Origin of the sequence: Sphingomonas sp. 4RDLI-65 (assembly GCF_049472435.1) — a bacterium.
Classification (GTDB): Bacteria; Pseudomonadota; Alphaproteobacteria; order Sphingomonadales; family Sphingomonadaceae; genus Sphingomonas.
In genome coordinates, this window is sequence record NZ_JBCEBT010000003.1 from 87,534 (window position 1) to 112,102 (window position 24,569).

22 protein-coding genes are annotated in these 24,569 nt (G+C 66.4%); 13 read left to right on the plus strand and 9 right to left on the minus strand.

The annotated features are described in order from the left end of the window. Nucleotides 1–95: 95 nt before the first annotated feature. Together VH567_RS08790 and VH567_RS08795 are read right to left on the minus strand one after the other, a co-directional pair. Nucleotides 96–602: a DUF2141 domain-containing protein gene (locus VH567_RS08790; RefSeq protein WP_423325170.1), complete on the minus strand. Its 507-nt coding sequence runs from the start codon at nt 600–602 to the stop codon at nt 96–98. After that, a complete protein-coding gene (locus tag VH567_RS08795; RefSeq protein ID WP_423325172.1) occupies nt 599–1,546 on the minus strand; it encodes a hypothetical protein in 948 nt (315 codons plus the stop codon). The genes VH567_RS08790 and VH567_RS08795 overlap by 4 nt, the downstream gene beginning before the upstream one ends. Before the next feature lie 214 nt (nt 1,547–1,760). Here VH567_RS08795 and VH567_RS08800 point away from each other — a divergent pair, with 214 nt between their 5' ends. The 12 genes from VH567_RS08800 (at nt 1,761) to map (ending at nt 13,294) form a co-directional block, all read left to right on the plus strand. Continuing rightward, nucleotides 1,761–2,555: a DUF2334 domain-containing protein gene (locus VH567_RS08800; protein WP_423325174.1), complete on the plus strand. Its 795-nt coding sequence runs from the start codon at nt 1,761–1,763 to the stop codon at nt 2,553–2,555. Then, nucleotides 2,552–3,727 carry a glycosyltransferase gene (locus VH567_RS08805; protein ID WP_423325176.1) on the plus strand — a complete coding sequence of 392 codons (1,176 nt, stop codon included), beginning with the start codon at nt 2,552–2,554 and terminating at the stop codon, nt 3,725–3,727. Before VH567_RS08800 ends, VH567_RS08805 begins: the two co-directional genes overlap by 4 nt. Further along, nucleotides 3,724–3,966 (plus strand): hypothetical protein, encoded by a 243-nt coding sequence (locus tag VH567_RS08810; protein ID WP_423325178.1) that lies wholly within the window; start codon nt 3,724–3,726, stop codon nt 3,964–3,966. Before VH567_RS08805 ends, VH567_RS08810 begins: the two co-directional genes overlap by 4 nt. Further along, nucleotides 3,963–4,724 carry a hypothetical protein gene (locus VH567_RS08815; protein WP_423325180.1) on the plus strand — a complete coding sequence of 254 codons (762 nt, stop codon included), beginning with the start codon at nt 3,963–3,965 and terminating at the stop codon, nt 4,722–4,724. Before VH567_RS08810 ends, VH567_RS08815 begins: the two co-directional genes overlap by 4 nt. 112 nt (nt 4,725–4,836) lie before the next feature. After that, the gene (locus VH567_RS08820) at nt 4,837–5,403 is read left to right on the plus strand and encodes an RNA polymerase sigma factor (RefSeq protein WP_423325181.1); all 567 of its coding nucleotides are present in this window, start codon (nt 4,837–4,839) and stop codon (nt 5,401–5,403) included. A 69-nt stretch (nt 5,404–5,472) separates the two neighbouring features. Next, on the plus strand, nt 5,473–6,441 hold the full coding sequence (locus tag VH567_RS08825; protein ID WP_423325183.1) for a FecR family protein: 969 nt from the start codon (nt 5,473–5,475) through the stop codon (nt 6,439–6,441). Continuing rightward, nucleotides 6,344–8,692, plus strand: a complete 2,349-nt coding sequence (locus VH567_RS08830; protein WP_423325868.1) for a TonB-dependent receptor — start codon at nt 6,344–6,346, stop codon at nt 8,690–8,692. Before VH567_RS08825 ends, VH567_RS08830 begins: the two co-directional genes overlap by 98 nt. Before the next feature lie 265 nt (nt 8,693–8,957). Further along, nucleotides 8,958–9,713: a hypothetical protein gene (locus VH567_RS08835; protein WP_423325185.1), complete on the plus strand. Its 756-nt coding sequence runs from the start codon at nt 8,958–8,960 to the stop codon at nt 9,711–9,713. A 198-nt stretch (nt 9,714–9,911) separates the two neighbouring features. Beyond that, nucleotides 9,912–10,712 (plus strand): class I SAM-dependent methyltransferase, encoded by an 801-nt coding sequence (locus VH567_RS08840; protein ID WP_423325187.1) that lies wholly within the window; start codon nt 9,912–9,914, stop codon nt 10,710–10,712. A 91-nt stretch (nt 10,713–10,803) separates the two neighbouring features. Then, nucleotides 10,804–12,114, plus strand: a complete 1,311-nt coding sequence (locus VH567_RS08845) for a glycoside hydrolase family 130 protein (RefSeq protein ID WP_423325870.1) — start codon at nt 10,804–10,806, stop codon at nt 12,112–12,114. A gap of 195 nt (nt 12,115–12,309) precedes the next feature. After that, entirely contained in the window at nt 12,310–12,513 is a 204-nt protein-coding gene (locus tag VH567_RS08850) for a ParD-like family protein (protein ID WP_423325189.1), read from the plus strand. A gap of 1 nt (nt 12,514) precedes the next feature. Beyond that, a complete protein-coding gene (gene map / locus VH567_RS08855) occupies nt 12,515–13,294 on the plus strand; it encodes a type I methionyl aminopeptidase (RefSeq protein WP_423325872.1) in 780 nt (259 codons plus the stop codon). Nucleotides 13,295–13,357: 63 nt separating this feature from the next. Here map and VH567_RS08860 read toward each other — a convergent pair whose 3' ends face one another. After that, on the minus strand, nt 13,358–14,269 hold the full coding sequence (locus VH567_RS08860) for a LysR family transcriptional regulator (RefSeq protein WP_423325191.1): 912 nt from the start codon (nt 14,267–14,269) through the stop codon (nt 13,358–13,360). A 112-nt stretch (nt 14,270–14,381) separates the two neighbouring features. On the opposite strand from VH567_RS08860, the gene VH567_RS08865 reads away from it, so the two are divergent. Then, nucleotides 14,382–15,158: an SDR family NAD(P)-dependent oxidoreductase gene (locus tag VH567_RS08865; protein ID WP_423325193.1), complete on the plus strand. Its 777-nt coding sequence runs from the start codon at nt 14,382–14,384 to the stop codon at nt 15,156–15,158. A gap of 119 nt (nt 15,159–15,277) precedes the next feature. Here VH567_RS08865 and VH567_RS08870 read toward each other — a convergent pair whose 3' ends face one another. The 6 genes from VH567_RS08870 to VH567_RS08895 all read right to left on the minus strand — a co-directional run bounded on the left by VH567_RS08870 (nt 15,278) and on the right by VH567_RS08895 (nt 24,322). Next, a complete protein-coding gene (locus tag VH567_RS08870; protein WP_423325195.1) occupies nt 15,278–16,327 on the minus strand; it encodes a LacI family DNA-binding transcriptional regulator in 1,050 nt (349 codons plus the stop codon). 10 nt (nt 16,328–16,337) lie between these two features. Continuing rightward, nucleotides 16,338–17,837, minus strand: coding sequence for a tryptophan halogenase family protein (locus tag VH567_RS08875; RefSeq protein WP_423325197.1), 1,500 nt, complete (start codon nt 17,835–17,837; stop codon nt 16,338–16,340). Then, nucleotides 17,834–18,865 (minus strand): cupin-like domain-containing protein, encoded by a 1,032-nt coding sequence (locus tag VH567_RS08880; RefSeq protein ID WP_423325199.1) that lies wholly within the window; start codon nt 18,863–18,865, stop codon nt 17,834–17,836. Before VH567_RS08880 ends, VH567_RS08875 begins: the two co-directional genes overlap by 4 nt. Further along, entirely contained in the window at nt 18,858–19,568 is a 711-nt protein-coding gene (locus VH567_RS08885; protein ID WP_423325201.1) for a SapC family protein, read from the minus strand. Before VH567_RS08885 ends, VH567_RS08880 begins: the two co-directional genes overlap by 8 nt. Beyond that, on the minus strand, nt 19,568–21,148 hold the full coding sequence (locus VH567_RS08890; protein ID WP_423325203.1) for a tryptophan halogenase family protein: 1,581 nt from the start codon (nt 21,146–21,148) through the stop codon (nt 19,568–19,570). Before VH567_RS08890 ends, VH567_RS08885 begins: the two co-directional genes overlap by 1 nt. A gap of 126 nt (nt 21,149–21,274) precedes the next feature. Then, complete coding sequence (locus VH567_RS08895; protein ID WP_423325205.1) at nt 21,275–24,322, minus strand: TonB-dependent receptor; 3,048 nt, start codon at nt 24,320–24,322, stop codon at nt 21,275–21,277. Between the last annotated feature and the right edge of the window lie 247 nt (nt 24,323–24,569).

The window sequence follows — 24,569 nt, forward strand, 5'->3', positions numbered from 1 at the left end:
TTCGGCACAGACGCCGCCGTGCGGGATCAACCGCATATCGAAATTGCCGATCTGCCATCGGGTGGAGCGGCTCCCGTCCTGACCGGTCGGCGGGATCAGCGCTTGAGCGGCGCGAACGAGAACAGACCGCTGCGATAGTTCATGACGACCGTCGTCGCGGTGAGGCCGGCATGCGCGACGATCCGCGCCTGCCCGACATCGGGCTTCGAATGGCCAAGCCGCGGATTGCCGGCAAAACCGATGCCGTCGTGGAGCAGGCTGAAACCGTGGCCGCCCGTACGGCTGTGGACGACGCTCAGCGCATAGGCGCCCTCGCCGGGCACACGCAGGCATAATTGCGCAGGGCCGGACGGCGGCACCGCGATCACCGCGCGGCGGAACGTCTTGCCCTGCGCGATCAGGACATTGTCGTCGGCGAGGAAATCCCCCTCGACCGCCGGATAGACTTCCGCCCGCAGCCGTCCCGCCCGATCCTTCAGTCCGTCGACGGTCACGACGATCGCAGGGCCGGTCTCGTGCGGTCGGCACCGCGCCGCCTCGGTTCCCAGCGCCGGTGTGGACGGCAGGGTGGTGGCAAGCATGGTCATCAGCGACAGGATCATTGCGTACGCTCCGGGTTCAGGATTTCGACGGCCGCGAGGATCGCGCCGAGCAGCAGATGCGTGATCAGCCAGAGCGCGGCGATCATCGTCAGCATGGCGGTCACCTGCGACGACTGGCCCACCGTGAAGGCGACCAGCCCGGCGAAGACGATGTCCTTGTTGGGGACCAGCGGCAGGCGGGACACCAGCATCCTGAGCGTCGCGAGCACGAGCCACCATGCAAGCGGCGCGGTCGGCAGCGTGACCGCCCATAGCGCCGCAGCGAGTACCGTGGTCGCGACGATGCGCAGCAGGTGGATGACGGCGATCCGGCGAAGATCGGCACGCGGCAAGCTGAACAGCCGCTTGCGCATCCCCAGCGCCACGAGCGAGGGCAGCGCGATGCTCGCGGCCGACAGGATCATCACCTTGGCGTCGGTGCCGAGGGTTAACGCGACGAGGGCACGCCAGCTCAGCGCGGCGAGCGCTAGCGTGCAGACATTGGCGACGACCGCAGACAGGACCGAGACGTCCTTGATCGCGCCGAACGGCGAGCCGACCATCGTCGCATGGCGACGTGCCCAGGCGTAGAAGTAGAGCTCGCCCGAATAGCCCGCGACGATCTCGTTGCTGATCCGCTTGCGGAGCAAGGCGAGGAACCCCTTGGCGGGCAAGGTCCAGAGCCGGCGATAGATGACCCATTCGCTCGCGGGCATCGCCAGATAGCCGGCGGCGAACACCAGCCAGAACAGCGGCGACCGTGGCACCATCGCGATGACGCCGCGCACGTCCAGGTGGCGCAACTGCCAGAGCGCGGCGATCAGGATCGCGGCGGACAGAAGCGGCGTCAGCCAGCGCGCAACGAGCCCCTTGTGAACCGTCATTGGCTTCAGCGGCAGCGCGGGCGCGGACGGCATGGTTCGGCTCAAGGCCGCGCTGGGCGTGCGGTGCAGCGCGTCGCTCATGCGTCGACCTTTGCCAACGCCCGATCGAGACGGTGCCGCGAGGCCGCGGCGGCGAACGAACCTGGATCTGTCATGGCATCTCGACGCCGCTGCGCCGGGCTATCCCCAGCCCGAGCCTGGATGGCGACGTAAAAATTTCGCGAAGGACTGCGGATCGGCCTCCGCAGTGCCGTCACCAGAGCATGGACGGACACGCTGCTTTCTGGACGGTGCGATGGTGACAGGTTCGAGGGATCACACGCCCGAAGATCCGCGGGACAAGCGCCTGATCGTATCGATCCACGATGTCTCGCCCGCCTTCGCCGAGCCGATCGAGCGCCTGGCCGAGACCATCGGCGAGATCCTCGGCGGCCCGCGGTTCGCGATGCTCGTGGTGCCCGATCATTGGGGCGCGGCACGGCTCGACCGCGCGCCGGCGTTCGCGCGCCGGTTGCGCGGGTGGGCCGATGCGGGCGTCGAGATGTTCCTGCATGGCTGGTTCCACCGCGACACGAGCGATCACCGGGGGACCGCCGCGGCGGTGAAGGCGCGCTACATGACGGCCGGCGAAGGCGAGTTTCTGGGCCTGAGCGCGGACGAGGCGGAAAGCCGGATGCGGCGTGGGCGTGACATGGTGGAGCAGGCGATCGGCGGTCCCGTCGCAGGGTTCATCGCGCCGGCCTGGCTCTACGGCGAAGGCGCCAAACAGGCTTTGAAAACCTGCGACTTCGCGCTTGCCGAGGATCATTTCCGGGTCTGGCAACCCGCAAGCGGCGCGGTCGTCGCGAAGGGGCCGGTGGTGACCTGGGCCAGCCGATCGACGGCGCGGACCGCCAGCTCGCTCGCGGTGGCCGCCGCCGCGTGCGCGCTGCCCGACTGGCTGCCGACGCTCAGGGTCGCGGTGCATCCCGGCGACGTCACCAAGGAGTCTCTGATGACGAGTATCGACCGGACGATCCGATCGCTGTCGGCCCGACGCACCGTCGCGCGCTATGCCGATCTGCTGCCCGTGGGGGGACGCGCGTCATGAAGATCGTCGATGTCTGCGCTTTCTACACGCCGAGCGGCGGGGGCGTGCGCACCTATATCGACCGCAAGCTGATCGCGTTCGCCGAGCGCGGGCACGAGGTCGTCGTGGTGGCGCCGGGCGACCATGATGGCGAGGAGCGCCGGGGGCCGCATGCCCGTATCCGATGGGTGCGCTCGCCTCGCTTCCCACTCGACCGCTCCTATCGCTATTTCGCCGATCGCGCCGCGCTGCACGCGGTCCTCGACGAGGAGGCTCCCGATCTGGTCGAGGTCTCGTCGCCGTGGCGCAGCGCGTCGATGGTGGCCGACTGGCGTGCCGAGCGCGGCAGCGGCGCGAAACTGTCGCTGGTCGCGCATGCCGATCCGCTGTCGGCCTATGCCTATCGCTGGTTCGAGGGGGTCGCGTCGACGCGGACGATCGACCGGGCATTCGACTGGTATTGGCGCCATCTGCGGCGGCTCGATCAGCGGTTCGATCTGGTGGTGAGCGCGAGCGACAGCCTGACCGAGCGATTGCGGGATGGCGGCCTGCAAAAGGTCGTCACCGATCCGATGGGAGTCGAGCCGGGGCAATTCTCGCCGACGCTGCGCGATGCCGCGGCACGACGCGACATGCTGGCGTTGTGCGATCTGCCCGAGGATGCGCTGTTGCTGATCGGCGTCGGACGCCATGCGCCCGAAAAGCGCTGGCCGATGGTGGCGCAGGCCGCGACCCTGGCAGGCGTGCAGGTGCCGGTCGGGCTGGTGATCGTCGGCGGCGGATCGCGGCAGCGCCCGGTCGTCGAGGCGATCGACGGCAATCCGCATGTCCGCCTGGTCGAGCCGACCACCGATCGCGCGGCACTGGCGCGCATGATGGCCAGTGCCGATGCGGTGATCCACGGTTGCGAAGCGGAGACCTTCTGCTTCGTCGCAGCGGAGGCGATCGCTTCCGGTCGCCCACTGATCGCGCCGGATCGCGGGGGTGCCGCGGACCTCGCGCGCGCAGGCGGCGGCGTGACCTATCGTTCGGGCGACGGGCAGAGTGCGGCCGACGCGATCCTCGCGGTGGCACGTGACCGGCTGGCGCCCGGACTTCAGCCCGCAATCCGCACGATGGACGACCATTTCGACGCACTGCTCGCGCTGTATGCCGACGGTGCCGCCATGAGGAGAGAAGGATCATGCCGATGACCGCGATCGCCTTTTCGATGCCGCTCGCCGCCGCGACCGAGCCGCCCGTCGCGCTACGTACCGGCGACAGCGCAGCCTGTGATTTCAGCGGCGACGGGAGGCTCTGCAGGAGCGATGCGGGGGAGCGTTCCGCCCTGGCCTATCCGGGTTTTTATCTGGCGATCCCTGCGTACGCATTGCTGATCCTTGCGGTCCTGATCATCCGTCTGTGCGCTTTGCGGGGACAGACGACCCGATGACCGAACGGGATCGGGCAATGCTCTCGAAGGTGCCCGCCGTCACTTTGGTGTTCTGGATCATCAAGATCCTGGCGACCACGTTCGGCGAGACCGCGGGCGACACGGTCAGCATGTCGATGAACTTCGGCTATCTCGTCGGCACTGCGATCTTTGCCGCGATCCTCATATTGCTGGTGTGGCGACAGGTGGCGGCAGCGCGCTATCGGCCGTTCCTCTACTGGGCGACGATCATCGCGTCGACGACGGCCGGCACGACGATGGCGGACTTCGCGACGCGCTCGCTCGGGATCGGGTATCCGGGCGGGTCGCTGATCCTGCTCGCCTGCGTCGCGGCGTCGCTGCTGGTTTGGCACCGCGCATTGGGATCTGTCTCGGTCGCGGCGGTGCACGAGCCGCGCGCGGAACTGTTCTACTGGATCACGATCACCTTTTCGCAGACCCTGGGCACCGCGCTCGGCGATTGGACCGCGGATACCGGCGGGCTCGGCTATGGCGGTGCTGCGATCATATTCGGCGCGATGCTGGCGGTGATCGCGGCGCTGTATCTGTGGACCGCGATCGACCGCGTGCTGCTGTTCTGGGCCGCGTTCATCCTGACTCGACCGCTCGGCGCGGCGGTCGGCGATTTCCTCGACAAGCCGCTCGATCACGGCGGGTTGGCGTTCAGTCGTCCGCATGCCTCGGCTGTGCTGGCCGCGGTCATCATCGTGCTCGTGTTGATCTGGCCGCTCTATCCGTCCGATCGGCGTACGGCATGACATCGATTCCAAGTATTTCGGAGGCGACTTCCTGTTCGGACGAGGGCAGTATGCCGCGAGATTGCCGATGCCGGGCGCCGGGGTGACGTGCAGCAACTGCTCGCCAAGGTGAATGCCAGGCCCGGCGCCTGAACCGCGGAGCCCTGTCGTAGCCGACGCCGACCCGATCCCGCCCGCCGGCCTGTCCGCGGTGCTCGCGGCAAACCGCCCGCAACTCGTCCGGTTCTTCACCGGTCGAACGGGAAGCGTCGCGGAGGCCGAAGACGTGGTGCAGGAAATCTGGCTGCACATCGCCGAGCCCATGGCGGGCCCGATCGCGAACCCGCTCGCCTATCTGCACCGCGTCGGCATGAACATCGTGCTCGACCGGGTACGGGCCGGCGGGCGGCGGCAGCGACGCGACGCGAGCTATGTCGAGGTGACGACGTCGGTCATCGGCGCGGAGGCGATCGACGATGCGCCCTCCGCCTTCGACGCGGCGATGGGGCGCGAGCGGCTCGACCGGCTCGTCGCCGCTCTGTCGGGGCCACCCGAGGGCGCAATGCGCGTGTTCCGACGGCACCGCATCGACGGCGCTTCGCATGCGGAGATCGCCGCCGAACTGGGCATATCCCGCAGCGCGGTGGAAAAACACGTCGCGGTCGCGCTCCGGCACCTCAGAAAGGCGCTCGATGATTGATCGAGACAAGCAACTGCGGTGCGCGATGCGCGGCGGCGTCTATCATTCAGGCGGGGAAAGGAGGGCGGCATGACGGACATACGCACGGCGATCGACGACGCGGCCTCCTGGCACGCGCGGCTCGATTCGCCGGAGATGGACTGGGAGGCGTTTGGCGCCTGGCTCGATGCCGACCCGTCGCATCGCCGCGCCTATGACAGTATCGCGGTGCTCGATGCCGAGATCGGCGAGGCCGCGCCCGCGTTCGCAGCCGCGATGCCTGCGAACGACGACATGGTCGCCGAGACGCCTGCGCCGGCACGATCGCCACGCTGGCGCTGGGCTGCGCTCGGCACTGGCGGCGCGCTGGCGGCAGGGCTTGCGGTGCTGCTCGCCGTCCCGTCGGCCGACACGGCGGCGCAACTCTACACCACCGGGCGCAGCGAGACGCGTGCGGTCACGCTCGCCGATGGCAGCCGCATGCAGATCGACCGCGGGTCCCGCGTTTCGGTCAGCGGCGGGACCAGCCCGGTGATCGAGATCGCCGACGGTGCCGCGAGTTTTGCCGTGCGCCACGATCCGTCGCGCCTGCTGATGGTGCGCGCCGGCGGCTACGAAGTCCGCGATATCGGCACGCGGTTCGATGTCGTCAGCGCGCGCGGTCGCGTCGCGGTCACGGTCGCGGAGGGTGCGGTGGACGTCACGCCGATCGGCGGATCCTCGGCCGACACGACGATGCTGCACGCCGGGCAAAGCCTGGACATCACGCCGTCGAAGCAGATCGCCGAGCGCCGCACCGTCGATCCTGCACGCGTCTCGGACTGGGCCGATGGACGGCTCGATTACGATGGCGCATCGCTGGCGCTGGTTGCCGCCGACATATCGCGGTATGCCGACGCCCCGCTGATGGTCGATCCGTCCGCGGCGAACCTGCGTTTTTCCGGGGTATTGACGATTGGTGATGGATCGCGGCTCGTCGATCAGCTTCGCGCGGTTCTGCCGATACGCGCTCGTCGCGTCGACGGCGTGGTGCATCTGGACGCCGCCGCTCCACGCTGAGCAGGCGCGCCCGATCCTGACGATCCCGGCCGGTACGCTGCGATCGGCGCTGGATGCGCTCGCGCGACAGAGCGGCATTTCGATCGGCATGGCGGGATCGCTTCCCGATCTGCGCGTCCGGCGGATCGATCGCGCGCGCGATGTCGGCGACGCGTTGCGGCGGATGCTCGCCGGCAGCCGGCTGCATGCCGTCAGGATCGACGCGACCACATGGCGGATCGAGGCGGTTCCGCTTAGTCCCTCGCGTCCGCTCCGGCGCCGCGCCCCGCCGCCCGACCTCGCCAGCGGCGACATCATCGTCACCGCCAGCAAGCGCGACGAACGCCTCTCCGATCTGCCCGCTTCGATCAGCATCGCGGGCGGGCCGGTGCTCGACCGGCTTGCCGGGCGGCGCGGGCTGGTCGACGTGATGGCAAGCACCGACAGCGCGTTCTCGACCAATCTGGGGCCCGGTCGCGACCGCATCTTCCTGCGCGGCGTCGCCGACAGCGCGTTCAACGGCACCAGCCAGTCGCTGGTCAGCCTGTATCTCGACGACGCGCGGATCGGCTATGCCGCGCCCGACCCCGATCTGCGGCTCGTCGATGTCGACCGTGTCGAGGTGCTCCGCGGACCGCAGGGCACGCTCTACGGCACCGGTGCGCTGGGCGGCGTCGTCCGCATCGTCACGGTCGCACCCGATCTTGATCGCTTCACTGGTAGCGCCGCGATCGAGGGAACCGGCGTCGCCAACGGCGCGCTGGGCGGTGCGGTCGAGGGCATCGTCAACGTGCCGATCCTGCCCGGCACGCTGGCCCTGCGCGCGTCGGGCTGGAGCGAGACGATGCCCGGCTGGATCAACGACACCGAGCGCAACCGCCGCGACGTCAATCGGACACGCCGGATCGGCGGCCGGGCCGCGTTGCGCTGGGCGTTCGGCGACTGGCACGCAACGCTTGGCGGCGTCGCGCAGCGGATCGATGCGCGCGACAGCCAATATGCGACCGATGGCCTGTCCCGCGCGACCCGCATCGCCGAGCCGCAGGACAATGACTTCACCGCGGCCACGCTCACGCTCCAGGGGCCGATCGGCAAGCTCGACGTGCAGGCGACGACCGCATTCGTCGACCAGGAATTCGGCAGCACCTATGATGCCAGCGTCCTGGCGCCCTCGCTCGGCCTGACCGCGCCGCTCGCCTATATCGAGGATCGCTCCGCGCAACTCCTGTCGCAGGAGGTCCGCGTCAGCGATCCGACTGCGCGGCATCCGTGGATCGTCGGCGCGACGATCCTGCATTCGACCAGCCGGCTCGACGGCCGGTTCATGGCCACCGGCGGCTCTTCTGCAGTGACCGCACGGCGCGACGAGGAGGATGTGATCGACGCCGCCCTGTTCGCGGAGGGCACGCAGCAATTGACGCAGACGCTCGATTTCAAGCTTGGCCTGCGCGCGTTCTCGACGATCAGCCATCTTGAACAGGTCGACCCCGACCGCGAACGCGCGGCGCGGGTCGGCGTCACCCCCAGCGCGACACTCAGCTGGCATCGCGACGATCTCGGGCTCGTCTGGCTGCGCTATGCGAGCGCGGTCCGTCCGGCAGGTGTCAGCCGCACCGCACCCGTCAACGATCGCCGCATCCCCGGCGACGAGTTGCAAAGCCTCGAGCTAGGGTGGCGGATCCGCGTGGGCGGCGACCGCCTTGCGCTGCACGGTGCGATCTTCGGCTCGAACTGGGAGCATCTGCGCAGCGACACCGTCGGCGCGGACGGCCTGCTCGGGACGATCGATGCGGGCAACGCGGTCAATTACGGGCTGGAACTCGGCGGTCGTCTGGACCTTGCGCCGGTCGCGATCGATTTCGGCACCACACTGCAGCGCGCGCGCCTCACCTCCACCTCGTCGGGCGTGACGATCTATGACGATGATCGCCGGCTACCCGTCGTGCCCGACATATCCGCACGGCTCGCCGCCTCGCGAAGCTTCGACGTCCGCGGCCTGCCCGCGCAAGTCTATGCGACCGCGCGCTATATCGGCCGCACGCGACTGAGCTTCGATCCGCTGCTCGATCGTCCGGCGGGTCACTATGCGACGATCGATACCGGCGCCTCGATCGACATGGGGAGGCGACGCTGGTCGATCGACGTCGCCAACCTGCTCGACAGCCGCGGCAACAGCTTCGGCTTCGGCAACCCTTTCACGCTCGACAGCATGACGCAGACCGTGCCGGTGCGCCCGCGGACGATCACGCTGCGGCTTGCGATCGGGCTATGAAACCGTCGGCTACGGTCAATCAGAACGCCGGCGCATCATCGAGCACGACCTTTGCCGCTACCGAGGAAGATCGCGAGTTCATGTAGCGATTGCACGCGGTGACAATTCGCTGTGTCCGGACAGCGTGCTGTTCCATCGGCACCGCCTTGCGCGAAAGGCATGCCACCGGCGGCACGCTTTTCAGGCCCTGAAGCGCGCTTGACAGCCGGTTAGGCTGCCTGATTAATGTGCCGCGAAACTCACGCCTTCTGTCGGAGACCGTGCCATGTCGGGCCCCGTTGCTACCATCGCTGCCATCGTCGTTGCAGCCGGTGTGGCACAGACCGCCCGCGCCGAATTATGTGCTTTCGATGCGTTCGATATCAATTCTGCGACACTGGCGCGCGTCAGGGGACCGGGTCGTGTCGCGTTTATACGTGGTGCAGAGATGTCGGGCTGCCCTGCAGCGGTTCAGCGCTGTCGCGAAAAGGCCTATGTCGTGGCGGGCGACACGGTTGTTGTTCGAGGTATGAAGGCAGGCCTGGCCTGTGTCGATTATACCGACGGGCGAGGGCGATCGCATCGCAACTGGCTTCCTCGGGCAGCCATCGTTGCGGTGCCGCCTGCCGCCGGCGGGACCTCATCCTGGGTCGGCGACTGGCGACGTCCCGAGACGATCATCCGGGTCACCCCGGGCAAGACATCGGGCCGCTTGGCGCTGGTCGGCCAATCGACCTATGGCGCCAGCGATCCCGCGCTTGCTGCGCGCGGCGCCGTCAACGTCGGCGATATTGCCGCCGAAATAGTCCCACGAAACGATCGCGCGGCCTTTGGCATGGGCAGTGTCGGCGCGAAGAACGCGACCGGCATCAAGGATTTTGGCGGCAACCCCACGGCCTTCATCCCCTATGCTGCCATAGGGGCTGACGATTGCGGGGTCATGGTTCGCCGCCTTGGCCCCTATTTGCTTGTTCGTGACAATAATCGTTGCGGCGGGTTGAACGTCTCATTTTCGGGGGTTTATCGAAGACGCTCGGGGTGACCGGGTATCGAGGAAAGCGATGTAAAGTGTTCACCCGGGCGTCCTGATCGCGTCTGGCCACCCGCTATCAGGAAAATCGGCCCGGGAGGTGTTCCGCCACGAACGCTGCGGTGTACCGTTGCGCCTCCCAGCTTGAGATTGTGCGATCGGCGAGCGCGGGGCATGATCGCTGAAGAATTTCCCTGGGAGAGTAACGACATGAACCGACTGCTCACGGCCTCGATCTGCCTTGCCGCCCTTGGGGCCACCGGCGTGGTCGCTCAGTCCGTTGCCCCTTCGAAGGACATCGCGGCCGTTCTCGCGTCGCCGACGCGGTCGCCTGCGAACCAGGCCCGCGATCGCTATCGCCATCCGGCGGAAACGCTGGCCTTCTTTGGCGTAAAGCCGACGCAGACGGTGGTCGAGTTCCTGCCCGCCGGGGGCTGGTATGCCGAAATCCTCGCGCCGTTGGTAAAGGGCCGCGGGCGATACGTCGCCCTGGTACCGACCGCGCAGGCGGAGCGCACGCGCACTGCCTTTGCCGAAAAGGCCGCGGCGTACGGCCCGACGCAGGTCGCGACGATCGACTTCAAGACGGGCGCATCGTCGATCCCGGCCGGGAGTGCGGATGTGCTGCTCACCTTCCGCAACGTCCACAATCTGCTGATGCAGGATGATCCGGCTGTGGCGGGCCGGGTGTTCAAGGCGTTTTATGCCGCGCTCAAGCCGGGCGGGGTGCTGGGCGTGGTCGACCATCGCCTGCCGGAGGAGATGGATACGGCGCGCGAAAAGACGAGCGGCTACATCAAGCGGTCGACGGTCGTTCGGCTGGCGCAGGCGGCGGGCTTCACGCTGGCCGGGGACTCCCGGATCAACGCCAACCCAAAGGATACCCACGACCATCCGGAGGGCGTCTGGACGCTGCCGCCGACGTATCGATTGAAGGACGTCGATCGTTCGAAATACGCCGCGATCGGCGAGAGCGACCGGTTCACGATCAAGTTCGTCAAGGGACGTTGATCGCGCTGGATCGTGAACGGCCCGGCATCGTTACCCACTGTGTCGCGAACCTTCGTCCGCGACCATAGCTGAAGGGCCGATGCCGATGCCGATAAACGCTGCCGATGTCTTCACGACGCTTGATGTCGAGTTGAAGCCCGATCCGTCGCGCACCGTAATCCGGCCGTTCAGCTTTGGGTATCCGCCAGCGTTCGAGGCGGATCACCCACCGCGCAGCCAGGTCGTCGTCGATCGTGTCAAGGCGCTCGACGATACGATGCGCGAGAGGATGCGCGACCTGTTGCTGACGCCGATGCGCGAGCGCCATCGCAACGTCGAGCAGGTTCTGCTGCGGCGTTTCGAGGAGATGCGGCACGACATAGGCGAGGGCGAGGGCGAGGGCGAGGGCGAGGGCGAGTTCGACGAAGACGAACGGCTCTTGATCGGCGCCTATTTCAGCCAGGAATACGCGTTCGAGTCCGCCGCGCTCTTCAATCCCAGCATCGTTTCGTTGACGGATGAGGAGCCGTCGGTGCCGGGTGCGGTGCGCTTCGTCATGTCGCTCCGCGGCATCGGCGAGGGGCACATCTCGTCGATCACGTTTCGCACCGGCGAGTGGGGACCGGGCGACCGATTGGTCATCGACCCATCGAGCGCCCACGGTGTCCCGCCCCGTATCGAGCGGCAGGACGAAGCGTGGGTCCGCCTGGTATGCGAAGACAGCCAGGACGCGTCCGAGACCGTCATCTTCCCGGTCCTGCCCAGCCAGCGACAGGGCATCGAGGATTTGCGGCTCGTCAACTTCACCGATCACGACGGTGTCCGCAGCATTATCGGCACGTACACCGCATTCGACGGCAAGGATGCGCGCCAGGAAATCCTGCGCGGCGTCGATCTGCGCCGGGTCGAGATGCGGCCGCTTGCCGGCGCCATGACCGGGTACAAGGGCATGGCGCTGTTCCCGCGACGGATAAACAACCAGTTCGTGATGCTGGGACGCCAGGATAGCGAGAACATCTGGCTGCTGCGATCCGACGATCTTTATACGTGGGAAACCGGAACGCCGATCATGGCGCCGAAATACCCCTGGGAGTTCGTGCAACTGGGCAATTGCGGGTCGCCGATCGAAATAGACGAGGGCTGGCTGGTCTTCACGCACGGCGTCGGCATGGTCCGGGGATATTGCATCGGTGCCTGCCTGCTCGACAAGGATGATCCGTCGAAGGTGCTCGCCCGCACGCCGTCGCCCCTGCTGTTTCCCAGCGCGGAGCAACGCGGAGGCTATGTGCCGAACGTGACCTATAGCTGTGGTGCGCTGATCCGAGACCGCCGCATCCTGCTGCCTTACGCGATCGGCGACGAATATTCGGCGTTTGCGGTAGGAAACGTCGACGACCTGCTGTCGGTGATGCACCCCGCCTGAGCGTCGCTGGCTCGCAGGGTTAACAGCCGATCATGGCGCGATCTGCGGCGATCGGGTGTGCGGTATCACGAGAACGGGCGTCCGTTCGAAGCGGAGGATTTGTCCACCGTCCGCGCGACGCCGTTCCGGCTTCATTGACCGCCGGGCATATGATCCATATACGGATCGTACTGTAGCATGCATTGAAAGGCGCTCATGGGCATCGTTAAGATCGACGACGACATGCACGAGCATGCCCGCAAGGCCAGTGCGGTCATGTGCCGGTCGATCAATGCTCAGGCCGAGTTCTGGATGAAGATCGGCATGCTCGCTGAGGCAAGCCCGACGATGTCGTTCAATGACATCGTCAAGGCGCAGTTTATGGCCGCGCATGTTCGCCTCGTCGAAGCAGCAGCCTGATATGGTGAAGACGTCCGACGAAATCGCGCTGATGCGGATCTCCGGCAAGCTGCTGGCGTCCGTCTTCGAGATGCTGGACCGGCAGGAGCTCGACGGGATGTCGACGCTCCAGATCAACGATCTCGTCGAGCGTTTCATCACGGTCGACCTGGCGGCGCGCCCGGCCAGCAAAGGGCAGTACGGGTTCAAGTTCGTGTTGAACTGTTCGATCAATCATGTGGTCTGCCACGGCGTGCCTGACGACGAAGAGATCGTCCGCGACGGCGACATCGTCAATCTCGACATCACGCTCGAGAAGAACGGCTTCATCGCGGATTCGAGCAAGACCTATCTGGTCGGCAATGTCTCGCCCGCTGCGAAGCGGTTGGTGCGGGTCGCGCAAGAGGCAATGTGGAAGGGTATCAGCCAGGTACGACCGGGTGCCCATATCGGTGACATCGGCTTTGCGATCGAGCGCCATGCCAAGAAGAACGGTTACTCGGTGGTGCGGGAATTCTGTGGCCATGGCATCGGCCGGGAGATGCACGAAGAGCCGGAAGTGATGAATTTCGGACGTCCGGGAACCGGCGTGCGACTGCGTGAAGGCATGGTTTTCACGATCGAGCCGATGATCAACCAAGGCACGCGGAAGGTTTCGACCGAAGACGACGGATGGACGGTCGTGACCAACGACCGGAAGCTTTCAGCCCAGTTCGAGCATACGATCGCGGTAACCGGTGACGGTGTCGAAATCCTGACCCTCAGACATGACGAGAGGCTGATGTCGGCCGGCGTCGCGTAGACGATCGAACGTCCGCTTGCGCTGCGGGTTTGCCGAACGGATGCCGCCGAACAGAGCGCGGGCTCAGATAGCGATATTCTGCACGAACGCCCGCAAGCGGGGAACTGCGAAATCGAGGAAGACGCGTACCCTGCGCGGCAGTTCGCGCGCGCCGACCGACAGCGCGTGGACGCTTTCCGCGTCGCCTGCGGAGGGACCGGGCAGGACTTCGACCAGGCGTCCCTCGGCGAGGTCGGAGCGGACGTGGAAATCGGCAAGCCGGGCCAGCCCGACGCCGGCGATCGCCATGCGCCGCACCGTCTCGCCATTGTTCGCGATCAACGATCCCCTGACGGCGCGTTCGACTATGCGACCGCCATCCGCGATCGGCCACGTCGTGATGGTCCGGCGGAAGTTGAAGCCCAGGCAGTCATGATCGGCAAGATCGCCGAATTCGACGGGGACGCCACGCCGCGCCAGATAGTCCGGTGATGCGACGATGACGCGCCGGGCGGTGCCAAGGCTGTGCGCGGTCAGCGACGAGTCCGGCAGGTTGCCGATGCGGAAGGCGATATCGGTCCGATCGAGATAGAGATCGACGATATCGTCCGACAGCGACAGGTCGATCATGATGTTGGGATAGAGGTGCCAGAAGGCAGGCAGCAACGGCTCGATCCCGAGCGTGCCGAAGCCGACCGACGCGGTCATCCGGACCATACCGCCGGGGGTCGCCGCACCTTGCGTCAGCTGCCGGTCGAGGTCGTCGAGGTCTGCCAGCATCATCTGGCTACGCTCGTAGTAGATCTGCCCCTCCGCGGTCAGCGACAGGCGTCGCGTCGATCGCTCGATCAGTCGAACCCCGATCCGCGCCTCGATCCGGGCGATGAGCTTGCTGACGGTCGACGGCGTCATCATCAGAACGCGCGCGGCCTCGGAAAAGCTGCCGGTATCCACCACGCGCAGGAAGACCTGCATTTCGCCCGCGCGATTGTCCATTATTCACCTGTGAAACTGCTTCACGAGTAAAGTGCCAAACCGCGTGATTATCAAGCACCGATCCCATCCTAAATTCCGTCCTGACACCAATTCATCGAACAAGGACACCCGCATGGACCTGAAACTTCACGGCAAGAGCGCGCTGGTCACCGGATCGACCGCGGGGATCGGCCTCGAGATTGCCCGCCGGCTTGCTGCCGAGGGTGCCGAGGTGATCATCTGCGGCCGTGACCAGGCTAAGCTCGATGCGGCCGCTGCCGATATCGGTGCCGCGCGCGCAATCCTCGCCGATGCCGCGACCGCGGAGGGCGCGGCGGTGCTCGTCGCGGCGCTTCCGGCGGTCGACATCCTCGTCAACAATCTCGGCATCTACGAATCCAAGCCGTTCGCCGCGATCACCGATGACGACTGGCGCCGCTTCTTTGAGGTGAACGTGCTGTCCGGCGCCCGGCTCGCCCGCGCGTATTTCCCGGGGATGCTGGCGCGCGACTGGGGGCGGATCATCTTCATCTCGAGCGAGTCCGCCGTGCTGATCCCGCCCGACATGATCCATTACGGCATGACCAAGACCGCGCAGCTCGCCATCTCGCGCGGGCTGGCGGCGCTGACCAAGGGCACCAATGTCACCGTGAACACGGTCATGCCCGGCACGACCCGGTCCGAGGGAATCGTGAGCTTCCTCAAGAGCGTGGCGAGCGATGCAACGCAATCGGATGCGGATATCGAACGCGAATTCTTCAGCCGGGACCGCCCGACCTCGCTGATCCAGCGGATGATCGAGCCCGACGAAGTGGCCAGCATGGTCGCCTATGTCGCGAGCCCCCTGGCCGCCGCCACCAACGGCGCCGCACTGCGCGTCGATGGGGGGATCACCCCGACGATCGTGTAGTCGGGCGTGATGTAGGCTGCACCCGATAATCATCAGGACTTTGCCGGTCGACCTGGCCGAATAGGCTCCTGCAATGGCCGGACCGTGTGCGCCGCTGGTACGCGACTGCGGTCTTAAGTCTATCGGGGCGGAGACGTCGAACTGCGTAGCGTCAGCAAGGCGGCAACGGTGACGGGTGTGGTTGCCGTCAGCCTTGCGTCGAGATCGGCGATGATGAGGCTGACCGCCCGCGCGGTGGCTTCGGCGATCGGTTGGACGATCGCGGTCAGCGGCGGATGCGCCAGGCGGATGATCGGGGTGTCGTCGAAGCTGATCAGCGACAGGTCGTAAGGGACCGCCAGATCGCGTTCGCGCGCCAGCTCGAGCGTCGCGAGCGTCATCTGGTCGTTGCTCGCGATGATCGCGGTCGGCGGCTCGGCCAGCGTCAGCAGCTGCATCGCCGCCGCGCGTCCCGACGCGTGGCTGAAGTCTCCCGCCGCCAGCAGGTCGTCGCTCGCGATTCCCGCCGCCTGCATAGCCGCGCGCCAGCCATCGACCCGCCAAGCGCTGAGTTCATACTCCGCCGGGCCGGCGATGAAGCCGATCTGCCGGTGACCGAGTTCGAGCAGATGCTCGGTTGCGATGCGTGCGGCGCGCGTGTCGTCCATGATCAGCCGGATGCCGGGGCCGTCGGTCAGCGAGCCGATCCGGGCGAAGCTGATCCCCTGCGCCTCGAGCAGGTTGATGATCAGCGGATTGCCCGAATGCGGCGGCGTCAGGATCACGCCGTCGGGTTGCAGCGCCGCGATCGCCGCCAGCAGCTCGCGCTCGATATGGTCGCTATGCGTATCGACCAGCTCGACGATCAACCGATAGCCATGCTCGGCGCAGGTCAGCATCCCGCCCAGCATCATCTGGTCGAACCAGTCGGTGCCCTGTCGTGCGCGCCAGTCGGCGATGGTCCGCTCGCGATCGTTGAGCGCGAGGATCAGGTACGAGCGTGAGCCGCCCATGCGCTGCGCGGCGATCGACGGGACATAGCCGAGCTTGTCGATCGACGCCTGGACGCGTTGCATCATCTCGGGCCGGACGCCCGAGTCCTTGTTTACCACGCGGCTGACGGTCTGGAGCGAAACGCCCGCATCCGCCGCGACATGCTTGATCGTTACCGCCTGACGTCGTCTTGCCATGCTTGTGGACTCAGGCCGCGACGGGGTGTGCAGTGGCGCAATAGCGCGCGACATACGCAGCGTGCTCGGGCAGCCCCGCGACCGTCGCGTTGGTCCCGTCGCGCAAGCCCCCGAGCAGCCGGGCCAGTTCCTCGTCGCGCAGCTTGGTCGCGATCGGGTGATAGCTCCGCGGCACGATCCCTTGGCCGAGCATCACCTGTACCCAGCTGTTTTCCGCGAACAGCTCCTCGTTCTTGCGGAACACGCGGCCGGTTTCGCGGAACAGCTCGATCTTCTGTTCGAGCGACTCCAGGATCGGCATTGCCGCACAGTGCCGCCAGAACGCGCTGTCGCGGCGCTCGGTCGCCTTGTAATGCAGGATCAGGAAATCGCGGATCTGCAGCATGTCGGTATGCTGCTGGTCGTTGAACTCGGCGACATCGCGGGGGCTGACCGCGCCCGACGGGAACAGTCGCAACAGCCGCAGCACCGCGCGCTGAATCAGGTGGATGCTGGTCGATTCCAGCGGCTCCATGAACCCGCCCGACAGGCCGATCGCGATGCAGTTGCGATGCCATTGCTGGCGCCGCGCGCCCGTCACGAAGCGGATCATGTTCGGCTCGGTGAGTGTCTTGCCCTCGATATTGCCGAGCAGCCGGTCGAGTGCGGCATCGCGGTCGAGATAGCGGCTGCAATAGACGATGCCGTTGCCGGTCCGGTGCTGGAGCGGGATGCGCCACTGCCAGCCCGCGTCGTGCGCCATCGCGCGGGTATAGGGGAGGGCCGGGCGGACGCTCTCGGTCTGGATCGCGATCGCGGAGTCGCACGGCAGGTAGTGCGTCCAGTCGTCGAACCCCGCGTGCAGCGCGCCCTCGATCAGCAAGGCACGGAAGCCGGTGCAGTCGAGGAACAGGTCGCCCTCGATCCGCGCGCCGGATTCGAGCACCAGTGCGGCGATGTCGCCACTCTCGCCGTTCAGCTCGACCTGCGCGATCTTGCCTTCGAGGCGGCGGGTGCCGTCGGCCTCCGCCATCCGCCGCAAGAACTTGGCGTAGCGCGTCGAATCGAGCTGATACGCATAGTTCATCCGATCGTCGGGCAGATGCGCGAACTTGCCCTGCAACGCCGCGCGCAGTTCGAGGCAGTAATCGTCATAGGGCTGGTCATGGCCCTTGGTCAGGCCGTGCAGCCAGAAATGCTGGAAGCCGGCGGACCAGTGATCCTTGCCGGTGATGCCGAACGAGTGGAAATAGCTTTCGCCGCGGACCTTCCAGTCGTCGAACAGGATGCCGAGTTTGAACGTCGCCTGGGTCTCGCGCATGAACTCGGCTTCGTTGATCCCGAGCAGGCGGTTGAAGGTGATCATCGGCGGGATCGTCGATTCCCCTACGCCGACCGTGCCGATCGCGTCGGATTCGATCAGGGTGAGGTCGATCGTGCTGCCCATCGTGCGAGCGATCGCCGCGGCGGCCATCCAACCGGCGGTGCCACCCCCGGCGATCACGACGCGACGAATTTTGGAGTCTGTCATCGGCTGAGCGCTCTCAGGAGGAAGGCGCGGAGGCGACCCGCGGTGTCGGTGGTGAGCGGCGCGAGCACGCCGCGTGCGGCTTCGGGGATATGGTCGACGACCTCGGGGCCGTTGGCGAAGACGTAATGATCGAACATCTCGCGCCAGTGTGCCTTCTCGTCCGCCGGCAGATCGCGGATCGCCAGAATCGCGTGGTTCAGCGCATCCTGAGGCTGGCCGAGCCACCGCGGTGTCTCGCGCCACCAGTAATTCACCAAGACGTTGAAGTCGGACAGCCCCTCGACATGGTGCCACCACATCGCCGGGATGTAGAGCGCGTCACCAGCTTCCAGTTCCGCGACCTGCCCGTGCGTTAGCGCCTCGCGGAAGCGGGGATACGCGGCGAAGTCGGGGGCGTGGAAATCGACCATGCTGACCGCGCGCCCCGCCGGCGTGTTGTCGACCGGGCCGAGGTAGAGATTGCGGAACTGATCGCGCGGGAAGACCGTGAAGCGCCGCCGGCCGATCGCGACGCAGGCGAGGTTGTCGGGCACGTCGTTATGCGCCGCGATCCGCGTGCGCGTGCCCATCCAGATGCTGGCGAGCGGCGTCCGGTCGCCAAGGTCGACATGGTTCGCCTCGTGCAGCCCGGCGAAGAACTGATGCATGTCGATCGAGGCGAGATAGATAGCGTGTGCGTCAGCAGCGCCTTCATTGGCGTCGATCCGTGCGAAGATCTCGGGCAATTTCGCGCGCAGCATCTGGAAGTTCATCGCGTGCGCCGCGTCGTAGAACAATCGGCCGCCACTGTCGGGCATTGCGACTGAAACTGCGAAAGGGAGGTCGCGCGCGTGAGCCTGGATATAGTCGCGCGCTGCTCGCGACGATCGCCGACCGGCCTGTACCATCGGCCAATCCGCGATCAGCCCGCGCACGATGAAAGGCGTGGTCGCTTCGCGCAGATGCGTGTCGAGGTCCGCGGGATCGCCGATCACGACCTCGCGGATGCGCGGCATGGTCGCGAAGATACCGAGCTCCGCGTCAGCCACGCGTCATCCGCCGGTTCTTCCGCGCGACGAGATCGCCGATATTGCCGAGCGAGGCGAGCGCCATGAAAACCGGCATCAGATGCCCGCCAGCGTGCAGGTCGGCGACCGCGGCATCGTCGAGCGCGACCAGCCGGTCCTCGTCGATCACGTGATAGCCGACCAGCCGGTTCTTCGAGCCATCGTCGAGCGTGACGTCCATCGTCAGCGGTTCGAGCAACTCGTAGCGGCGCAACGCGGCGAAGAAGTCGGCGGACGCGACATAGTCGGTGTCGAGCGCGCGGAGCTGATCGGCGATCCGTTCGAGATACGGCGTCGGCCGCCCGGTATCGTCGAACACGCGCGTGCCCTCGCCTGCACCGATGCGGGGGCTGGCCATGTCGATATGCACCTGGCGGACGTCGCCCGCGCCGCGCCCCACGAGGAACGGCTGGCTGTCGATCGCGAGCGGGCGATAGCGCGCGTCCCACCCGGCGTCGGTCAGGAACAGGTTCTCGCCGGGCTCGAACCCGAACATCGCCAATGCCGTGAAGCTGTCGCGCGTCTGGTCGAGCTGGAACAGGATTGGATAGTGCGTCTGGACGCGCCGGAACTCGCTCGGAACGGTGATGCACGTCATTACCGCGTCGCCGAGTTCTGGCGCGCGCTCGGTACGGATGCGCAGGTCGCGGTGGTCTTCGGCGGTGAGGATAATGTGGTCGGGCATCAGGCTGACAATTCCATGGCAGGGGCGGTCGCGTGCCGCAGGGCATCGAGATAGGCACGGTTGGTCGGCAGGCCGGCGGCCAGCATACGCCTGCGCTGATCGACCTGCGCGAGCAAAGTTTCCGTGCGCGCCCGGTCCGCCGTGGCGATCGGTCCGCGGGTCGGCGCCGGAAAACCCATGCCGTAGAGGACATATTGATAGCTCGCGGCGGGAAAGATCTCGTCGATCATCGGGAAATCGGCGCGCGACGGCGGTTGGTGCCGCCAAAGCGCCAGCAGTTCGCCGAGGCGCGGCGGGATCGATGCGGCGTCGCGGTGGTCGCGCCAATAGGGTTCGTCGCGCTCGCTGAGCACGTAATGCAGCTTCAGGAACTCGACGATCCGGTCCCAGCGATAGCGGAACAGCGTGTTGAAGCGCGTCGCGTGAATATCCATCACGCCGCGGTGGCTGGGGAAATTGTCGAGCAGCGCATCGAGCGACAGTTCGATCAGGACGATCGCCGATGCTTCGAGCGGCTCGAGGAAGCCCGCCGAAAGCCCGACCGCGAGACAGTTACGCTCCCAGAATTTCGCGCGGTGGCGCGACTGGAATTTGAGCTGGCGGAAGGTCGGCAGCGGGGCGTCGGGCGCGGTGGCCTGGATGTAGCGCGTGAGCGTGTCCGCTGCGGCATCGTCGCTCAGATGCGCGGAGGAATAGACGCAGCCGATGCCGCGTCGGGTGGGCAGGCCGATGTCCCAGATCCAGCCCGCGGCGTGCGCGGTGGCGTTGGTCTGCGAGGCGATCGCGCTGCCGTCCGCAACCGGCACCTGCACCGCGAGCGCGCGGTCATTGAACAGTTCGCCGCCGCGGTCGATGGTGCCGATCCCGTAATGCCCGCCGATCAGCAGCGCGGCGTGACCGGTGCAATCGAGGAACAGGTCGCCCGCGATCGCACCCGACGCGCGCGTGCGGACCGCAGCGATGTCGCCGTGCTCGGTGCTGTTGATGCCGACGACGTGGTCGCGGATGTGGCGCACGCCGAGCCGCTCGGTCGCGTGACGCGTCAGCAGCGCGGCCAGCTTGCCCGCGTCGAGGTGATAGGCATAGTTCAAAGTGCCCGCGTAGTCGGGCATCGCCCGCTGGCGGGGCGCGAGGTCGCGGTGGCAGATCTCGCCTTGTGCGCCGACACTGTTCGCGAACTGACCGCCATGCTCGGCCCCGGCTGCGACGATGTCGCGCGGGTCGCCGTCGACGGGTGCGGTGAAAGGGTGGAGATAGCTGTCGTCGGGGGCGCCTGTCCGCCAGCCGTCGAACCGCGATCCCTGCTTGAACGAGGCGTCGCAGGCGAGCAGGAAGTCGGTTTCGGTGATGCCGATGCGTTCGAGCGTGCGGCGCATCGTCGGCCATGTGCCTTCGCCGACGCCGATCGTCGCGACGTCGGGGGATTCGATGAGCGTGACGGAGAGCGGCTGCTGAGCCCCGCGATCAGCGCGCGCGGCGATCAGGCAGGCGGCGAGCCAGCCCGCCGTACCGCCGCCGACGATCACGATGTTCGTGATCGGGTGGTCGCCTGTTGCTTCGGGGCCGGTATCCGTGGCCATCGTTAGGCTGCCTATTCCCTCGTTCGAGTGCGTTCCGACTTGCCCTGCTCGCGGCAAGAACGCCATCTTTTCCCGGTCATTGCGCTCGCTTGAATCCTCCCCCTTGCGGGGGAGGATCGTGCCGCCTCAGAAGTTGAAGCGGACGCCGGCGGAGTAGCGTGCGTAGCCCGGCTGCGCGAAGGTCACGAAATTGTCAGAGCGGCGGTGGCCACGACGACCCTGGCCGGTGAGGTTGATCGCCTCGGCGAACACCGCGAGCCCCTTGGTCATCTGGACGCTCGCGCTCGCATCGACCTGGCCATACGCCTCGACATAGGTCGGGTCGAACGCACCGCCGGCATAAAATTGCCCGCGCCAGTTATACGCGACGCGCGCCTGGATGCCGTTCTTGTCGTAATAGCCGACCGCGTTGGCGCTGTCGCTCAGCCCGGTCAGCGCGAACTGGCCGACATTGGGGTCGAGCGTGTTGTCGTATTTCGCATCGCCGTTGACGATCGTGTAGTTCAGGATGACGCCGAAGCCGGTTTCCCACAGCCGGTGCTGGATCGCGAATTCCCAGCCGTTGATGTTGGCGGTCTGGTCGCTGTTGAACGGCTGGCTCAGCTGGAAGTTGAACAGATCGTCCTCGGGCAGGCCGAAGATGTTGCCGTTCAACAGGCCTGCATCGCTCGTCCCCGTGACCTGCGACGAGGCCGGGAAGTTGCGCAGGATATAATCGCGGACGCGGAGGTTGTCCGTCGTCCCCAGCGCCGCCACGGCCTGTCGATAGCGCGGGCCCGAGCCCGGGTTGCGCAGGTTGAACGCGGGCGTGTTGAGCTGCGTGGTGCCGATGAAATTCTTCACGTCCTTGGTGAAGTATCCGACCGAAACATAACTCTCGGGGCCGTAATACCATTCCGCCGACAGATCGATATTCTTCGATTTGAACGGGAGCAGGTTCGGGTTGCCCTGGCTGCCCGTGCCGCCGCCGATGCGCGGATTGGAATCGATGTTCAGGCCACCCTGCAGGCTGCCATAGTCGGCGCGCGTGATGGTGTGGCTGTACGAGGCGCGCAACTTCACGTTGCGGACCGGTTCGATGTCGAAATCGACCGCGGGCAGCCAGTTGTGATACTTGCCCTTCAGCGACGTGAACGAATTGGCGCCGTAGGTGAGCGCGAATTCGTTGGCACCCGTCCAGCGCGTCCCGTTCGGGATCGGCACCAGCGCCGACGAGTTCACCTGCGTCTCGTCATAGCGGACGCCGCCGATGATGTGTGCCGGGCGACCGAACACGTCGAACTTGCCGTTGAACTGGATGTACGGCGAGATCGTCTGCTCGCGGATGCGGCGATCGTTGGTGTAGTCGGCAAGGCAGGTGCCCGGCGCGGCCGTACCCGTCTGCGGCTTGCTGCAGATATTATATTGCGAGCGCAGCAGTTCGGCCATCTGCTCGAAATTGAACGTGTAGATCGACTGCGGGATCGCCGGATTGTTTGCGCCCGAGACGCCCTGGAACTTGTCCGGGATGCTGGTGAGGTTGAAGAAATCGTCGGGCACCGCCCCCGCGCCGAACGACGCGCCGCGCGGGTCGATGCCGCCCCAGGTCTCGTTCTGGATGAAGCCGTAGGCCGAGCGTACCTTGTTGTCGACGTACGAGAAGCCCCAGTCGATGCTGTCGAGGAAATCGCCGTCGTGGTCGTAATGGCCCTTCAGCTGGAGCTGGTTGATCTCGTCCTTGAAATACGCGTTGCGGAACGCGTTGCCGGTCGGCGTGATCAGCGCGGCGTTGAGCGGGTCGATGCCCGGATACATCTGGTACGAGATGATCGGCAGGTCGCTTTCGAAGTTCACGGTCTGCGACTGGACGCCGAAGATCGCGCCGCCGATCGACGTGCTGCTGCCGTAATCGTTGGTCGGCTTGGACGTCGCGGTCGAGTGATGCGCGTCGAGCGACATCGTGACGTTGCCGGGCGCTTCCCAGGTCAGGTTGCCGCCGATCGACTTGTTCTCGGATTTGTTCGCGGTCAGCGAACTGCTGTACGACAGATCCTTGCCGGGGGCGAAATTCTCCGAATAGAAGAGCGGCCCGGCCGCCGGGCCATTGGTCCAGGCGCTGCGCGTATCGCCGAAGTTGAACCAGATGCCGACGCTGCTGTCGCGCACCTCAACCTTGTTGCTGGAATAGGTGAAGTCGAGCGTCGCGGTCAGCGTGTCGGTCGGCTTGGCCTGCAACACGAGCTGGCCGTTGATGCGCTCACGGTCGATGTCGATGACGTCGTACGCGGCGCTCTGCGGGATCTCGTAGACGTCGGTCGGACCGGGGCGGTTGGTGATGTTCGCGGCACCCGGCGTGCCCGGCTGTGCCAGCGTGCCCCAGTTGTTCTCCGCGCCGAGGAACCCATCGCGGAAACCGACGCTCGCCGAGTTGTTGCTGGCCTTGCGCCGCTGATACGCGCCGCTGAACAGCACGCCGATGCGGTCGTCGGCGAAGGTGGTGGACAGGATGCCCGACACTTCCGGCGTGATCTGGTTCTTGCCGTTGCGCGAGCTGTCGAGCACGCCCTTGGCGGCGATGCTGCCGCGCGTGCCCGGCTTGTCGAGCGGACGCGGGGTGCGGATGTTGATGCTCGAACCGATGCCGCCCGATGGTACAGCGGCGCGACCGGTCTTGTAGACCTCGACCGCGGCGACGCCTTCGGAGGCGAGGTTGGCGAAGTCGAAGGAGCGCGACGCGGGCGCGCTGGCGCCGTCGCCGAGCGTCGAGGTCGGCATCTGGCGACCGTTCAGCGTGACGAGATTATATTCGGGGCCGAAGCCGCGGACGGTGACGGTCGAGCCTTCGCCGTTCGAGCGGTCGATCGACACGCCGGTGATGCGCTGGAGCGACTCGGCGAGGTTGGTGTCGGGGAACTTGCCGATGTCCTCGGACGAGATCGCGTCGACCACGCCCTGGCCATTGCGCTTGATGTCGATCGCCTCGCGCAGCGATGCGCGGATGCCGGTTACGACGATGTCGTCGGTGGTCTCGTTCGGATCGGCGGGGACGGCTTGCGGTGCGATGTCCGACGAGCCGGGATTGCCGACCGTGGCGGCGGCGTCCTGCGCCATGGCGATGCCGGGCAGCCCGACCAGTGCCAGTGCCGAAGTGCCGATGACGAAACGCGAAAGCGAGCGAGCTGCGAAGCCACGCATGATAGTCCTCCCCTGTAGACGGCGCTATGACCTGCGCCTTCCCGTGAACGTTCACTTCGCAGTTTGTAACACTGTGTCAAGCACGGTAGCGCTACCGTTGTGAACGTTCTCAAAATGCGTTGTCGATAGTGGCCGTGACGCAACAGGTTGCGGGATTCAGGACCGTTACCGGCGGTCGGCGTTAGGTAGCCCGAAACGTGTTTCCTCGCGAAAGCGACGACTCAGACCGGGCTCCCGCCTTTGCAGA

Bases quoted from the DNA above. Each gene is read 5' to 3' on its own strand.
- VH567_RS08790 (WP_423325170.1), bottom strand. From the start codon at position 602: ATGATCCTGTCGCTGATGACCATGCTTGCCACCACCCTGCCGTCCACA.
- VH567_RS08795 (WP_423325172.1), bottom strand. From the start codon at position 1,546: ATGAGCGACGCGCTGCACCGCACGCCCAGCGCGGCCTTGAGCCGAACC.
- VH567_RS08800 (WP_423325174.1), top strand. From the start codon at position 1,761: ATGGTGACAGGTTCGAGGGATCACACGCCCGAAGATCCGCGGGACAAG.
- VH567_RS08805 (WP_423325176.1), top strand. From the start codon at position 2,552: ATGAAGATCGTCGATGTCTGCGCTTTCTACACGCCGAGCGGCGGGGGC.
- VH567_RS08810 (WP_423325178.1), top strand. From the start codon at position 3,724: ATGACCGCGATCGCCTTTTCGATGCCGCTCGCCGCCGCGACCGAGCCG.
- VH567_RS08815 (WP_423325180.1), top strand. From the start codon at position 3,963: ATGACCGAACGGGATCGGGCAATGCTCTCGAAGGTGCCCGCCGTCACT.
- VH567_RS08820 (WP_423325181.1), top strand. From the start codon at position 4,837: ATGCCAGGCCCGGCGCCTGAACCGCGGAGCCCTGTCGTAGCCGACGCC.
- VH567_RS08825 (WP_423325183.1), top strand. From the start codon at position 5,473: ATGACGGACATACGCACGGCGATCGACGACGCGGCCTCCTGGCACGCG.
- VH567_RS08830 (WP_423325868.1), top strand. From the start codon at position 6,344: ATGGATCGCGGCTCGTCGATCAGCTTCGCGCGGTTCTGCCGATACGCG.
- VH567_RS08835 (WP_423325185.1), top strand. From the start codon at position 8,958: ATGTCGGGCCCCGTTGCTACCATCGCTGCCATCGTCGTTGCAGCCGGT.
- VH567_RS08840 (WP_423325187.1), top strand. From the start codon at position 9,912: ATGAACCGACTGCTCACGGCCTCGATCTGCCTTGCCGCCCTTGGGGCC.
- VH567_RS08850 (WP_423325189.1), top strand. From the start codon at position 12,310: ATGGGCATCGTTAAGATCGACGACGACATGCACGAGCATGCCCGCAAG.
- map (WP_423325872.1), top strand. From the start codon at position 12,515: ATGGTGAAGACGTCCGACGAAATCGCGCTGATGCGGATCTCCGGCAAG.
- VH567_RS08860 (WP_423325191.1), bottom strand. From the start codon at position 14,269: ATGGACAATCGCGCGGGCGAAATGCAGGTCTTCCTGCGCGTGGTGGAT.
- VH567_RS08865 (WP_423325193.1), top strand. From the start codon at position 14,382: ATGGACCTGAAACTTCACGGCAAGAGCGCGCTGGTCACCGGATCGACC.
- VH567_RS08870 (WP_423325195.1), bottom strand. From the start codon at position 16,327: ATGGCAAGACGACGTCAGGCGGTAACGATCAAGCATGTCGCGGCGGAT.
- VH567_RS08875 (WP_423325197.1), bottom strand. From the start codon at position 17,837: ATGACAGACTCCAAAATTCGTCGCGTCGTGATCGCCGGGGGTGGCACC.
- VH567_RS08885 (WP_423325201.1), bottom strand. From the start codon at position 19,568: ATGCCCGACCACATTATCCTCACCGCCGAAGACCACCGCGACCTGCGC.
- VH567_RS08890 (WP_423325203.1), bottom strand. From the start codon at position 21,148: ATGGCCACGGATACCGGCCCCGAAGCAACAGGCGACCACCCGATCACG.
- VH567_RS08895 (WP_423325205.1), bottom strand. From the start codon at position 24,322: ATGCGTGGCTTCGCAGCTCGCTCGCTTTCGCGTTTCGTCATCGGCACT.